General features: G+C 70.8%; 8 protein-coding genes. 4 read left to right on the top strand and 4 right to left on the bottom strand.

Annotated features, from left to right (window positions below):
• Positions 1–92: 92 nt before the first annotated feature.
• The 4 genes from D9T14_RS10745 to D9T14_RS10730 all read left to right on the top strand — a co-directional run bounded on the left by D9T14_RS10745 (position 93) and on the right by D9T14_RS10730 (position 5,731).
• Positions 93–1,313: an exonuclease SbcCD subunit D gene (locus D9T14_RS10745; RefSeq protein WP_119161517.1), complete on the top strand. Its 1,221-nt coding sequence runs from the start codon at positions 93–95 to the stop codon at positions 1,311–1,313.
• A gap of 1 nt (position 1,314) precedes the next feature.
• A complete protein-coding gene (locus D9T14_RS10740; protein WP_119161516.1) occupies positions 1,315–4,797 on the top strand; it encodes an AAA family ATPase in 3,483 nt (1,160 codons plus the stop codon).
• A 9-nt stretch (positions 4,798–4,806) separates the two neighbouring features.
• The gene (locus tag D9T14_RS10735) at positions 4,807–5,283 is read left to right on the top strand and encodes a flavodoxin family protein (RefSeq protein WP_119161515.1); all 477 of its coding nucleotides are present in this window, start codon (positions 4,807–4,809) and stop codon (positions 5,281–5,283) included.
• 253 nt (positions 5,284–5,536) lie between these two features.
• On the top strand, positions 5,537–5,731 hold the full coding sequence (locus D9T14_RS10730) for a hypothetical protein (RefSeq protein WP_119161514.1): 195 nt from the start codon (positions 5,537–5,539) through the stop codon (positions 5,729–5,731).
• 283 nt (positions 5,732–6,014) lie between these two features.
• Here D9T14_RS10730 and nhaA read toward each other — a convergent pair whose 3' ends face one another.
• The 4 genes from nhaA to pgi form a co-directional block, all read right to left on the bottom strand.
• Positions 6,015–7,910, bottom strand: coding sequence for a Na+/H+ antiporter NhaA (gene nhaA, locus D9T14_RS10725; RefSeq protein WP_119161513.1), 1,896 nt, complete (start codon positions 7,908–7,910; stop codon positions 6,015–6,017).
• A 296-nt stretch (positions 7,911–8,206) separates the two neighbouring features.
• Positions 8,207–10,990, bottom strand: a complete 2,784-nt coding sequence (locus D9T14_RS10720) for an FAD-binding and (Fe-S)-binding domain-containing protein (RefSeq protein WP_119161512.1) — start codon at positions 10,988–10,990, stop codon at positions 8,207–8,209.
• Positions 10,991–11,190: 200 nt separating this feature from the next.
• The gene (locus D9T14_RS10715) at positions 11,191–11,931 is read right to left on the bottom strand and encodes an SDH family Clp fold serine proteinase (RefSeq protein WP_232012442.1); all 741 of its coding nucleotides are present in this window, start codon (positions 11,929–11,931) and stop codon (positions 11,191–11,193) included.
• Positions 11,932–12,486: 555 nt separating this feature from the next.
• A complete protein-coding gene (gene pgi / locus D9T14_RS10705; protein WP_119161510.1) occupies positions 12,487–14,163 on the bottom strand; it encodes a glucose-6-phosphate isomerase in 1,677 nt (558 codons plus the stop codon).
• Positions 14,164–14,185 lie beyond the last annotated feature (22 nt).

Raw genomic sequence — 14,185 nt, 5'->3', positions numbered from 1 at the left:
TGGGCCTGGCGTTGCCGGGCCACGGCTGGCACCCGTCCGGCGCGCCGGGTCACGGCCCCGGCGTGTCGGACCGATCCTCTAGTCTCCTGGCCATGAGGATCCTGCACACGAGCGACTGGCACCTGGGACGCACCCTGCACGGGGTCGACCTGTCCGGCGCGCACGCGCGGTTCCTCGACCACCTCGCCGAGCTGGCCGCCTCGGAGCGGGTCGACGCCGTGCTCGTCACCGGCGACGTCTTCGACCGGGCGCTGCCGCCGGTCGGTGCCGTCGAACTGCTCGACCGGGCCCTGGCGCGGCTGTGCGAGACCACCTGCGTGGTCATCACGCCGGGAAACCACGACAGCCCGCAGCGGCTGGGCCTCAACGCGGGGCTGCTCGGCGATCGGCTGCACATCCGCGCCCGGCCCTCGGCGGTGGGCACGCCGGTGACGGTGCCGGCCGCCGACGGCACGCCGGGGCTGCTCGTCTACGCGCTGCCCTATCTCGACCCGGACATGACACGGGCCGAGCTGGCCGAGCGGACCGGCTCCGGCGAGCCGCTGGCCCGTACGCACGAGGCGGTCGTCTCCGCCGCCCTGCGCCTGGTCCGTGACGACTTGGCCGCCCGGCGCTCCGGCGGCGGCGGGCGGTTGCCGGGCGTGGTCATGGCGCACGAGTTCGTCACGGGCGGGCTGCCGAGCGAGTCCGAGCGCGACCTGCGGATCGGCGGCGTCGACTCGGTGCCGGCCGCCCTGTTCTCGTCCGTCGGCGCCGACTACGTCGCGCTGGGGCACCTGCACGGCCCGCAGGCCGTCGCCGGTTCCCGCGACCCGCAGGAACGGGGCGCGGGCGGGGCGCGTCCGGCGCCGGTCATGCGGTACGCGGGCTCCCCGCTGGCGTTCTCGTTCTCGGAGAAGGACCACCACAAGTCCACGGCCGTCGTCGACTTCGACGACACCGGCGCGGTGGCCGGGGTACGGCTCGTCCCGGCGCCGGTCCCCCGGCGGCTGTCCGACGTGACGGGCGGTCTCGGTGAGGTGCTCGGCCCGCGGTTCGCCGCCCGGCGCGAGGACTGGGTGCGGGTCACCGTCACCGGCGAGTCCCGGCCCGACAACCTCGTGCACGAGGTGAAGAAGGTCTTCCCGCACGCCCTGCAGGTGCTCTTCGAGCCCACCGGGCGGCCCCGCCAGGCGCAGACCGGAACCGCCGGCGTCGACGATCCGCTCACCGTGGCGGCCGGCTTCGTCGAGCAGGTGTCGGGCCGGGCACCGGACCCGGCCGAGCGCAGGGTGCTGGCCGAGGCGCTCGAGGCCGCCGGCAGGAGGGGCTGAGATGCAGATCCTCCGCCTCGAACTGTGCGGCATCGGGCCGTACGCGGGCCGTGCGGCCATCGACTTCCAGGCGCTCGGCGAGAACGGCCTGTTCCTGCTCGAGGGCCCGACGGGATCGGGCAAGACGACGATCATCGACGCCGTCGTCTTCGCGCTCTACGGCCAGGTGTCCGGCAGCGAGTCGAGCAACGACCGGCTGGCGTCCACCCACCTGACGCCGGGCACCGAACCCTACGTCGAGCTGGTCGTCGACACGAGCCGCGGCCCGTACCGGGTGCGGCGTTCCCCCAGGTACGAGCGCCCCAAGAGACGCGGCTCGGGCACCACCACGGAGAACCCGCGCATCACGCTGTGGAAGCTGTCGGACCCCACCGACACCGAGGGCGTGGCCGTCTCGTCCAACATCCAGGAGGCGAACGTCGAGCTGCGCGCCGCGGTCGGGCTGAGCCGGGAACAGTTCACCCAGACCGTCGTCCTGCCGCAGGGCCAGTTCGCCACCTTCCTGCGCGCCACCGCCGAGGAGCGGCGCGGGGTGCTGCAGCAGATCTTCGGCACCCAGGTCTACGAGTCGATGGCCGACGAACTGAAACGCCTCGCCAGGGAGCACTCCGACCGCGCGCAGGAGGCCCGCGACCGGGTCGGCGCCGCGACCGCCGAGTTCTGCCACGCCGCCTGGCCGGACACGGCTGCCGGACCGGACGAACCCATCGCCGAGCCAGGCGGGCAACTCATCGGTGCAGGCGCGCCTCTCACCGGGCAGGCGCAGGCCGGCGGGGAAGGACCCGGCGCGACCGGCCACGGCGGCGATGCCGCCGAGACCCAGCCGGCTCTCTTCACCGACCAGGAGCCGTCCCCCGCTGAGGGCACCGCCGATCCAGCCGGGGACACCGGCGGTGACGGTGACCCGCACCCAGTCCTCGCGTCGGGCGGCGAACCGCGGGCCGAGCACCTCACCGAGACCGCCCGTCACGTCGGACAGCCGCCGGGGGACCGGCGCCGGGACGAGCCGTACCCCGGCCACCGCGCCGGTGCCGTCGAAGTCGACGAAGCCGAGGACACTGGCAGTCCCCCTGCCGAACCCACCGGCCCCTCCTCCACAGACGATCCGCAGGCGATGACGGCGGCCGTCGAGGCGGGCGAGTTCTCCGTGCTCGGCCCCCTCGCCACGGCGCGCCTGTCGGTGTTGCAGACCCGCTACGAGCAGCTGGCCGAGGAATCCGGTCGGGCCGCCGGGACGGCGGACGCGGCCCGCGAGGCGGCCCGGCAGGGGCACCTGCTCGCCGCCGACCGCGAACGCCACGCCCGGCTGCTGCACGAGCAGGCCGAGCACGCGGCCCGCGCAGAGGCGATCGAGGCGTCCCGGGAGCGCGCCGAGCTGGCCCGGCGGGCCGCCCGCTGCGCCGAGCCGCTGCGGGACGACGAGGCGGCGCGGGCGCGTCACGAGTCGGCTGCCGACGGCTGGCGGCGACAGGCCGCCGAGCAGGCCGGCCGGCTCGGCCTCCGGTTCCCGGAGCGTTTCGAAGCCCCCGGAGAGCAGGCCGGTGAGGCGGAGCCCCCCGAGGTCGACAGCGTCCGGGACGCCCTCGCCAAGGCGCTGAGTGAGGCCGAGCAGGCCAGCGGCGCCCTGGCCGATCTGCTCGACCTGGAACGGTCGCTTGCCGAGCGGCGCGCCGCCGTCGAGACCCGGCACGCCCAGGCCGCCGAGGTCGCCGGGCAGCTGGCGGCGCTGCGGCAGGAGCAGGACGACCTGGCGCGGCAGTGCGAGGAGACGGCGGCCGAGGCCGAGGCGCTGGCGGAGCCCGCCGAGGGCCTGGCCGACGCCAGGGCGGCCCAGCAGACCGCGGCGGCGAGGCTCCAGGCCTCGCTGGCCGCCGAGAACGACCAGCAGGCGCTGGCCCGGGCGCGGCACGCCGAGTCCGAGGCGAGACGGAAGGCGGAGTCGGCTGCGGCCGATCACGCGGCGGCCCGCACCCGCTGGCTCGACGGCCTGGCCGGTGAGCTCGCCGCCGAGCTGGCCGCCGGCCGACCGTGCCCGGTCTGCGGCTCACTCGAGCACCCGAGCCCCGCCGCCCGCCCCGAGGACGCACCGACACGGGATGACGTCGAACAGCTGGCCGAGGCGTCGGCGGCGCAGCAGCAGGCCCTGATGCGGGCGGCGGCCGAATGCGACCGGATCGCCGGCCATCTCGCCGAGCAGCAGGGCCTCGCCAGGGGCCTGACCACCGAGCAGGCCCGGGAGGCGGCCGATGATGCGGACCGGGCCGTCGAGCAGGCCACCGCCGCCGCCACCCGCCGCAAGCGGCTCGGCGCCCGGATCGAGGAGTTGAGGGCCGGCGCCGAGCAGGCCTCGTCCGAGATCACCTCGCTCACCGCCCGGCAGGCCGCGCTGGCCGAGACCGTCCGGGCGGCGCGGGCCGCGCTCGCCGACGACGAGGCCCGCGTCGAGGACGCCCGGGCCGGTTTCGGCAGCGTCGCCGAGCGGGCCGCGTCGATCACGGCACGCATCCGCGCGGTCACCGCCCTGCAGCAGGGGCTGGACCGGCTCGTCCAGACTCGCCGGGAGTACGCCGTGAGGCACGCCGCAGCGCTGTCCGCCATGGCCCGGGAGGGTTTCGGCGAGGACCCGGCGCAGGTGACCGGGGCCGCCCTGCCCGAGGCGGAGCTGGCGGCCCTGACCGGCCGGATCGCCGAGTACGAGGCCCGCGCCGCCGAGCTGCGCGTCCAGCTCGCCGACGAGCAGCTGGTGGCGGCCGCGCAGGCGCCCGAGCCCGACCTGGAGGCCCTGGACGCCGCCGCGGCGCGGGCCCAGCAGGCGGCGCAGGCCGCCCAGCGGCGGCTGGGCGAGGCGGGCGCGCAGCTGTCGCACAGCCGGCAGGCGTCCGAGCGTCTGGACGGCGCGCTCGCCGAGTACGCCCGGATCGGGCCGCGGGCCGAGCCGTACCTGCGCATGGCCGAGCTGGCCAACGCCACCGGGAAGCGGAACCTCATGGGCGTCACGCTGCCGACCTTCGTGCTGCGTCAGCGTTTCGAGCAGGTCATCGACCGGGCGAACGAGCGCCTCGAGGCGATGACGCACGGCCGCTACAGCCTGCGCCGCACCGACGAGCGCGAGGGCCGGGCCCGCAGGCAGGGCCTGGGGCTGGTCGTCGTCGACCACGTGCCCGTCGACACCGAACGCGACCCGCGCACCCTGTCCGGCGGCGAGACCTTCCTCGCCTCGCTGGCGATGGCGCTCGGACTGTCCGACACGGTGACGAGCGAGGCCGGGGGCATCGAGCTCGACAGCCTCTTCATCGACGAGGGCTTCGGCAGCCTCGACTCCGACGCCCTCGACACGGTCATGGGTCAGCTGGAACAGTTGCGTGCAGGAGGGCGCTGCGTCGGCGTCATCAGTCACGTCGCCGAGATGAAGCAGCGCATCACCGAGCGGGTGAGCGTCCGCGCCAACCCCGACGGCACCTCCACCCTGACCACGACGAGTTGAGGAGTTGTCGTGAAAGCCCTCATCGTTTTCGAATCGGCGTTCGGGAACACCCGGCGCCTCGCGGAAGCCATCGCGGACGGGCTGCGGAGCGCCGGTGCCGAGCCCCACGTCATCCCCGCCTGCGAGGCCCCCGGGACCGCCACGTGCGATCTGCTGGTGCTGGGGGCACCCACGCACTTTCGGGGCATGCCGTCGCCCCGCTCACGGGAGCAGGCGGTCGCGAGAGGGGCCTCGGAAGTGCCCCGCACGGGCTTGAGGGAGTGGCTGACCACGGCAGATCTCAGCTCGGTTCCGAGGGTGGCGATCTTCCAGACCGCGGTCGACAGCCGGTGGGCCGGCTCCGCGGCACGCGCGGTGCGGAGGGCCGTCGGTAGGAGAGGTGCGGAGCGGCGCAGCTTCATCGTGAGCGGCAAGGCGCCGGTACTCAACGATGGCGAGAAAGAGTCCGCACGCGCGTGGGGAGTGGCTCTGGCGGGCGACCGCTGAGCACCCATACGGACCATCACTTTCACCGAGTGGTTTTCCTCGCCCGCTGCAGGGTGGGCCTGCGCCGGTCGCGTGACCTCAGCGCTTCTCGTCTCCATGTCGACGAGGGCTTCGGTGGTCTCGTCGCCGAAATGAGGCAGCGCACCGCCTGAGCGGAGGAGCGTCCGCGCCAACCCCGACGGCACATCCACCCTGGCCACGACGAGCTGAACTAGGCTGGCCTTGGTCGTCGCGTTGGGTGCCAGGGGTTGTCATGTCTGTTTCACCGAGGATCACCGGAAGGCTCGCTGCCGAGTGGGCCGCCATCACGCTGGCCTGCCTGCTGCTCGATCTGGTCATCCTGCTGGCCGCCGGCCGGCGGCCCGGAGCCTTCGAGAACGTCTGCTGGGTGCTCGTCGCCGTCGCCGTGGGCTGGGCCGGCAGCGGCGGCAGGCGCCTGCTCCGCTGAGAGCATCCGACCCGAGGGGCCGCAGTAGGGCTTGTACGGCCCGGTTCGCACACCATGTATTCCACGGCTCTGCCCTGGTGTGAGGCTGCCCGCAGCTTCCCCATCCCATAGCTCTGGCCAGGGACGCTTGGGGCCGAGCGAGCCTCTTCACCCGCGAAGCGAGGTGCGGGCACATGGGCCTCGGTGAGCCTTGGATCCTGCCCCGGCCCTACCGCATCAAGAGCAGGCTCGGCGTCCCCATCGTCCTCGACGCATCGACCCCGCCGGTTGCCGCCCCCGGTGGTCAGGGCCGCTGCCCGGAGTCCTCCTGCCCTGCCGCCTCCTGGTTGAGCCGGTTGAGTTCGTCGGTGATGGTCCAGCTGTGCAGCAGCCGGGTGAGGCGCCGCCCGTCGATGTACACCACCGGGGCGCCGTCCTCGGTCAGGTCCTCGACGTCGTCGGAGTCGGCGAGCACCTTCGCCTCGTCGACCTCGCTGTTGATGCGCCGCCACAGGGCGTCGGTGTCGATGCCGTGGTCGCGGGCGGCCCGGGTGATGGTGCGCGCGGTGATGCCGCCGCGCAGTTCGGCGAGGGCGTCGTGGAAGGCCCACAGGTTCGGCTCCTTGTTCGCCGCGGCCGCCTCGAGGGCGAGCGCGGCGAGCAGGCTCTCCGGCCCGGAGACAATGTGGCGCATGACGAGGAGCAGTTCGCCGGACTGCACGAGGTGCTGGCTGGCCTGCAGTGCCTCCGCGAGGCGCCACCGGCCCTCGTAGTTCATGTCCGCGTAGTTGACGAGCACGTGTGGCGCGTCCGGGTCGCCGACGGTCAGGTCCCGCTCGACGTCGACGCGGCGTTCCAGTGTCTCGCCGGCGGGTTCGGGCAGCGGCGAGAGCCTGCCTGCGACGCGGAAGATCGCCCAGGCGAGGACGAGCGCGGTGAAGGAGGCGAGCAGCACGCCGAGCCTCGCCTGGTCGCGCAGGGCCTCGTCCTCGAACGCGATGTTCACCACGAGCAGTGAGATGGTGAAGCCCATGCCGGACAGGGCGCCGAGCCCCAGGATCCGGGGCATGTCCAGGCCGTGCGGCCGCGAGGAGGGCACCAGCCGCATGACGATCCCCGCGCCGAGCCCGACGCCGAGCACCTTGCCGAGCACGAGGCCCGCGACGATGGCCCACAGGATCCGTGAGGAGAACGCGGCGGCCACGATGTCTCCGTTCAGCGCGACCCCGGCGTTGGCCAGGGCGAACAACGGCACCACCACGTAGTTGACGTACGGGGGCAGCACGAACGCCAGGCGCTGGTTGAGCGGCATGGAGTAGATGAGGGACTCCCGCAGCGCCAGGGCGGTCGCCGGGGCCGGGGCCTGCCGGTAGAGCGTGGCGATCTCGTTGGACTGGTCCACGTCCTCGCTGCGCACGCTGTACACCGGCATGAGCAGGGCGATGAGCACCCCGGCCAGGGTGGCGTGCACGCCGGAGCGGTACAGCGCGTACCAGATGACGGCGCCGAGCACGAGATAGGGCGGAACCCGCCACACGCCCCGGCGGGCGATGAACCAGACGACGACGAGACCGGCGACGGCCACCGCGAGGGCCAGGAGGTTGAGCGATCCGGTGTAGAAGACGGCGATGACCGTCAGCGCGCCGATGTCGTCGATGACGGCGAAGGCGAGCAGGAACAGCCGCAGGCGGGGCGCCCGCTTGGGGCCGATGAGGGCGAGCATGCCCAGGGCGAAGGCCGTGTCGGTGGAGATGACCGCGCCCCACGCGTGGGCGCCGTCCCCGCCACCGACGACGAGCCAGAAGACGGCGGCGGGGACGACGAACCCGCCGACGGCGGCGGCCGCGGGCAGCAGCGCGTGGCCGGGCAGGCGCAGATCGCCCAGGGTGAAGTCGCGGCGCACGTCGAGGCCCACCATGAAGAAGAAGACCGCCATGAGGGCCTCGTCCACCCACTCGTGAAGGGTGAGGTCGATGGCGAACGGGCCGACGGTGATCGCCGCCGACGTGTGCCAGAAGGTCTGGTAGCTGTCCCCCACGTTCGCCCACACCAGGGCGATGACGGTGGCGAGGGCGAGCGCCGCCGCGGCATAGGTCTCGTTGTTCTGGAAGAGCCGCCGCTGCCTGCGGCGCCTCAGCCGCTCATCGACGGCATCCTTGATCTGCTCGATGTGCTCGGCCGGTGCGCTGACAGCGCTCATGCAGTCCCCGTCTCTCCTGTCTCGTCCTTGCCGTCTCCCCGGCCTGCGAGGAGACCCGGAGCGTCCAGCGCCCCGGGCACGCAAGAGTAGCCACCTCTCGGGTGAACACCCTGTGATGGCCCTGTGCCGGCACCGGTTCGCCCTGCGTTCGTCGTGCAATGACACACAAGAACCGCAGGTTGAAACCGATTCGGGCGTGGCACTGCCGCGCAACGAGCCGGGTGGGCCGCCCCCCTCAGGGACAGCCCACCCGGCTCTCACTCATCAACCGCCGATCAGCACGGCGCTGGTCGACGTCACACGTGCTCGGCGACCACCTCCAGGATGTGGCGGTACTCGTGGCCGGTGGCGCGGCTCATGCCGAGCTCGCACGTGCGGTTCGCCGAGACGTACTCGTCGTACTCGCGCTCGGCGACCTCGGCCGCCTCGGCGCGGGTGGCCGAGCGGGTCAGCTCCGGGTGCAGCAGGCCGCGGTCGCCGGCGAAGGCGCAGCAGCCCGCGTTGACCGGGACGGTCACGTCGTCGCTCACGAACTCGGCGCAGGCCACCGTGTCCTCCACGCAGTCCAAATGACGCATCGAGCAGCTCGGGTGGATGACGATCGAACCGGCCTTCGAACGCGGCGTGATCTTGTCGAGCACGAACTTGGCCACCCAGGTGGTCGAGTCGTAGATCGTGATCTTCCGCCAGTTCTCGGCCTCCACGCCACTCAGGTGGTTGCCGGTCTCCTCGAGGCCGTGGGTGCAGCTCGCGGCGTCGCAGACCACCGGCAGGCGGCCGTGGTCGGTGGCCTCCCACACCGAGGCGTAGACGCGGCGGGCCATCTCGTCGGCGCCGTCGGTGAAGCCCTTCGACACCCACACCGTGCCGCAGCACAGTTTGCCGAGGCCCTCGGGCACCCGGGCGCGCTGGCCGGCGAGCTCGACGAGCCTGGTGAAGCTCGACCCTGCGCCGCCGCCGTGGCTGTGCTCGGCCGGGGCGAACAGGGCGCCCATGCAGCTGGAGAAGAACACGAAGTCGTCGGACGGGGTGCTGCGCGCCGCGGGACGCTTCGGGCCGCCGGCCGGCAGGTCGTCACCCACCAGCGGGATGATGTCCTTCGGCAGCACGGCGCGGGCGGCCTTCGTCACGCCGGTCATGGCGGGGCTCGGCACCTTGTCGACGACATTGAGGGCCACCTGCAGCACCGAGACCACCGGGCCCCAGCCCTTGGCCGCGGCGGTCATGACGGCCTTGTACGGACTGGAGTGGCGTGCGGCGCGGAAACGCTTCATGAACTTGCCGGTGTCGATGCGCAGCGGGCAGGCCAGCAGGCACAGCGAGTCGGCGGCGCAGGTGTCGACGGCCTCGTAGGCGTAGTCCTTGCGGATCTCGGCGGCGGCCTCGTCCGAGAGCACCTTCATCGAGCGCAGCAGCGCGATGCGGCGGCGCGGGGTCTGGGTGAGGTCCTTCGACGGGCAGGTGGGCTCGCAGTAGCCGCACTCGACGCACTGGTCGATGAAGCCGTCGACCGGCGGCATCATCTTGAAGTGCTTCATGTGGATCTGCGGGTCGTCGGTGATGATCGTGCCCGGGTTGAGCACGCCGGTCGGGTCGGCCAGGCGGCGCACGGTCTTCATGACGTCGTAGATCTCGGGCCCCCACTGGCGCTCGACGTAGGCGGCCATGACGCGGCCGGTGCCGTGCTCGGCCTTCAGGGTGCCCTCGTGGGCCAGCACCGAGGCGACCATGTCCTCGGTGAACGCCTCGTAGCGCTCGATGTCACCGGGCTTGTTCCAGTCGCAGGTGACCATGAAGTGGATGTTGCCGTCCTTGGCGTGGCCGAAGATGACGGCCTCGTTGAAGCCGTTGGCGGCGAAGATCTTGCGCAGGTCCTCGGTCTGGGCGGTCAGGTCGCCGACCGGGACGGCGATGTCCTCGAGCAGGTTCGTCGTGCCGGCCGGACGCGAGCCGGCGACCGAGGTGTACAGGCCGTTGCGCAGCTGCCACAGATTGGCGCGTTCGCGTGGGTCCTTGGTGAAGCGCGGCGGGTCGGCGATCGGCAGGCCGCCCAGCACCGAGTTCAGGGCGTCCATGCGTTCGACGAGTTCCTGCTCGGTGTCGGCCAGGGCCTCGATGAGCAGGCCGGAGTCCTCGCGGACGTTGAGGGCGGCCAGCTCGGGCGTGGCCTCGGGATAGGTCTGGACGACCCGCAGGCTGGCGGCGTCCATGAGCTCCAGGCACTTGGCGCCGTTGGCGATGAGGTCCTCCAGGGCGTCGGTGGCGACGCTCAGCTCGGGCGTGATGAGCAGCGCGGTGGCGGCGTGCGGCTGGATCGGGATGGTGCGCATCGTCACCTCGGCGACGAAGCCGAGGGTGCCCTCCGAACCGACCATGAGGTGCTCGAGGATGCGCACCGGCTCGTCGTAGTCGAGGAACGAGTTCACGCCGTAGCCCATGGTGTTCTTCATGGCGAACTGCTGGCGGATCTTGGCGACGGCCTCGGGATTGGCGCGCAGCCGGTCGCGCTGGGCGGCCAGGCCCTCCCACATCTCGGGTTCTGCGCGGCGCAGGTGCTCGTCGGCGTTCGGCGAGGAGGTGTCGATGATGGTGCCGCTGGGCAGCACGATGACCATCGACTCGACGGTCTGGTACGAGTTCAGCTGGGTGCCGCAGCTCATGCCGGACGAGTTGTCGGCGATGACACCGCCGATCGTCGCGGCGCGCGAGGAGGCCGGGTCGGGGCCGAGCTTGCGGTTGTAGCGCGCCAGGTGGGCATTGATGTTGAGGATCGTGGCGCCCGGCTGGCAGCGCACTCGCTCGCCGCCGTCGAGCACGGTGACCCCGCGGAAGTTCTTGCGGACGTCGAGCAGGATCGAGTCGCTGAGCGCCTGCCCGGACAGGCTGGTGCCGCCCGAACGGAACGTGACGTGCTTTCCGTCACGACGGGCCTGCGCCACCACCGACGCAACATGGGCCGTGTCGGTGGCCGTGATCACAACCTCGGGGATGAGCAGGTAGTGGGACGCGTCGTGGGCCATGCCGACGCGATCGATCAGCCGGGTGGTGCCGATCTCCTTGTTGATGGTGGTTGACGACATCTCGCCTCCTTGCAGAAGGCCGGGTCTTCGTTGACACCGGTCGGACCGTTCCTTCCACTGACAATAGACCAAGAAGCAGGTTGCGGACCAAGAGGGTCCGTATTTTGACGAGAAAAATTCTTCCAGCGGAAGCTAAAACTCCTTTTCTCGAAACAAAACCCCTTGTCAAGGGGCAATTCTACAAACAGATCTGGCGCGAGTCAGCCTGCATGCGAAGCGCGCGCCCCCTCATAGATGGCATGTTCACCCCTGGGCCAGCAGCCCATGGCGAAGTACCGCGTCCAGAGCCCCCAGATGAGCCGCCACTCCTCACTGCTCACGTCAGCCCGCTCGGCGGGGAGCCCATAGCCGGCAGCATGGTCGACCGAGATCACCGCCGAGTGACTCGTGGGAGCATCGATGAGGGGCTCCTTGAGCGCGGAGGCCAGTGCCTGCACCTGCTCTTCGTCACGCCCCTGAGCGCTCAGGGCCTCCTGCATCAGCGCTTCGGAACGCGAGAGGGCTGCCTTCGCCTGCTCGACCATGAGCATGTTGACATCGGACAACAGCGAGGCGAAGAGAGGGAATGAATCAGGATTGACCCTGATACGTTCCTCGGCCTCAGCGACCGCCGCGACAATCTCTTTCGCGCTTGCCACGGTACGCCTCCCATCGCCCCCGAAGAACATCATCTGTGGGTCGATCGGCCCCAGATCACCACCTGGGCCCATGAGAATGTGGTGAGCCCCAAGACACACGATCATCGCCGCACTCTTGGCCATGTCGGGCACGATCACAGTGAGCTCTCGGCACCGCTGCTGAAGCGACCGCACCATGCGGAGAGCGATCTCTCCGTCGCCACCGGGGGACGACAGGAGGAGGTGCAGATCCTTGGTCTGATCGCAGTCGACGAGAAGCTCCTCGAGCACCGTCATATTCGTCCACGTGATCTGGTCAATCACAATGATGAGATCAACTCCGGTGAGCTCCTGGTACTTGCAGATGAGCTCTTAACGTTCATAACGGTCTGAGTGCTCCGCACGGAACAACGGGGTGTGGTTGGGCATCAGATCCTGCCCACCACCGGGCGGAAGCTCCTCGGCTTGCCCTCCCGAAGCCGTGCCCCTTGGCGGCGGGCCTCCCTCGCCATCCTCACCTGGTCCTGCCAACTGATCTCGCTCTTCCCGTCCGACTCTGCACAAGTGCGAGGATCCCGCAGCACAGGAGTCTGAGCAGTCTTGTCCTCATTCATGGCGCTACTCCTCCCCTCAAGATGATCGTATCCATCGGCACCGACGAGGGCGAGGCCTTTCTCGCGATTCTGGTTCGCGCGGGTGAGGAACCGTGGGGCCGGCCATTGGGCGCGACCGAAAGGCCACGAGGCAGTCATACGACCCGCACTCGCACCGGGTCTCGGTCGAATCAGTCAGCACGGCCGATCGAGCCCCCAATGGAGCGCCTTGGGTCTTCTCCGGAGACCGAGCAGCAACTCCTGGGGATCGAACGGCACCAAAAGATCAGCTGCGCATGCGCAGGTAGTTCTCGATGAGGCTGCGCGTGGAGCCGTCCTGGTCGTCCAGCGCCTGCTCGTCGCCGCCGAGGGCCGGCGCGATCTGCAGGGCGAGCTTCTTGCCGAGCTCGACGCCCCACTGGTCGAAGGAGTTGATGCCCCACACGACGCCTTCGGTGAAGGTGATGTGCTCGTACAGGGCGATGAGTTCGCCGAGCACCCTCGGGCTGAGCTCGGGGGCCAGGATCGAGGTGGTCGGACGGTTGCCGCTGAACACGCGGGCCGGGACGATGGCCTCGTCGCAGCCCTCGGCACGCACCTCGTCGGCCGTCTTGCCGAAGGCCAGGGCCTTGGTCTGGGCGAAGTAGTTCGACATGAACAGCGCGTGCACGTCGTGACCGCCCTCGTGCAGGGCGTGGGCCGGGTTGGCGAAACCGATGAAGTCGGACGGGACGATGCGGGTGCCCTGGTGCAGCAGCTGGTAGAAGGCGTGCTGACCGTTGGTGCCCGGCTCGCCCCAGAAGACCTCGCCGGTCTGGCTCACGACGGCGCTGGCGTCCCAGCGGGTCGACTTGCCGTTGGACTCCATCGTGAGCTGCTGCAGGTACGCCGGGAAGCGGTGCAGGTACTGCGAGTACGGCAGTACGGCGTGCGACTGGGCGCCGTAGAAGTTCGCGTAGAAGACGTTGAGCAGGCCCATGAGGGCCGGCACGTTCTCGGCCAGCGGCGCCGTGGCGAAGTGCTCGTCCATCTCGTGGAAGCCGTCGAGGAAGGCGCGCCAGTTCTCGGGGCCGATGGCGATGAGGTTCGACAGGCCGACCGCCGAGTCGACGGAGTAGCGCCCGCCGACCCAGTTCCAGAAGCCGAAGGCGTTCGCCGGGTCGATACCGAACTCGGCGACCTTGTCCAGGGCCGTCGAGACGGCCACGAAGTGCTTGGCCGTGGCCTCCTCGCGGGCGGCGGTGGTGGACTCGATGGCGCCCGCGTTCTCGAGCGAGTTGATCAGCCAGTTCTTGGCCATCCGCGCGTTCGTCATGGTCTCGAGCGTGGTGAAGGTCTTCGACGCGACGATGAACAGCACCGTCTCGGGGTCGACGTCCTTCGTCTTCTCGTACATGTCCGTGGGATCGATGTTCGAGATGTAGCGGCACTCGATGCGATCGGCCTTGTAGGGCTTCAGCGCCTCGTAGACCATGACGGGGCCGAGATCGGAGCCGCCGATGCCGATGTTGATCACCGTGGTGATCGGCTTGCCGGTGACGCCCGTCCACTCGCCGGAACGGACCTTCTCGGCGAAGGCGATCTCGCGGTCGAGCACCTCGTGCACCTGGGCTACGACGTCCACCCCGTCGACGGCGAGCGTCTCGGTGGCGGGCAGCCGCAGGGCCGTGTGCAGCACCGCACGGTTCTCGGTGGTGTTGATGTGCTCGCCGGCGTACATCGCGTCACGGCGGGCCTCGAGCCCCACCTGCTCACCGAGACGGACGAGGGCGTCGCGCACGGCGGGCGTGAGGTAGTTCTTCGACAGGTCGACGAGCAGATCGCCGGCGCGCAACGTGTAATTCTCGGCACGCTGCGGGTCGTCGGCGAACCAGGCACGGAAGTCGACGGACAATTCGCCGTGCAGGCGGCTGAGCTCAGCCCATGCACCAGTGGTCGTGGGATCAACAGGTGAGGAGTTCATGGGGCTCAGCCTACGGCGCGGA

This window comes from Propionibacterium australiense, assembly GCF_003666605.1.
Classification (GTDB): Bacteria; Actinomycetota; Actinomycetes; order Propionibacteriales; family Propionibacteriaceae; genus Propionibacterium; species Propionibacterium australiense.
This window is presented reverse-complemented; position numbering and strand designations above follow the sequence as displayed.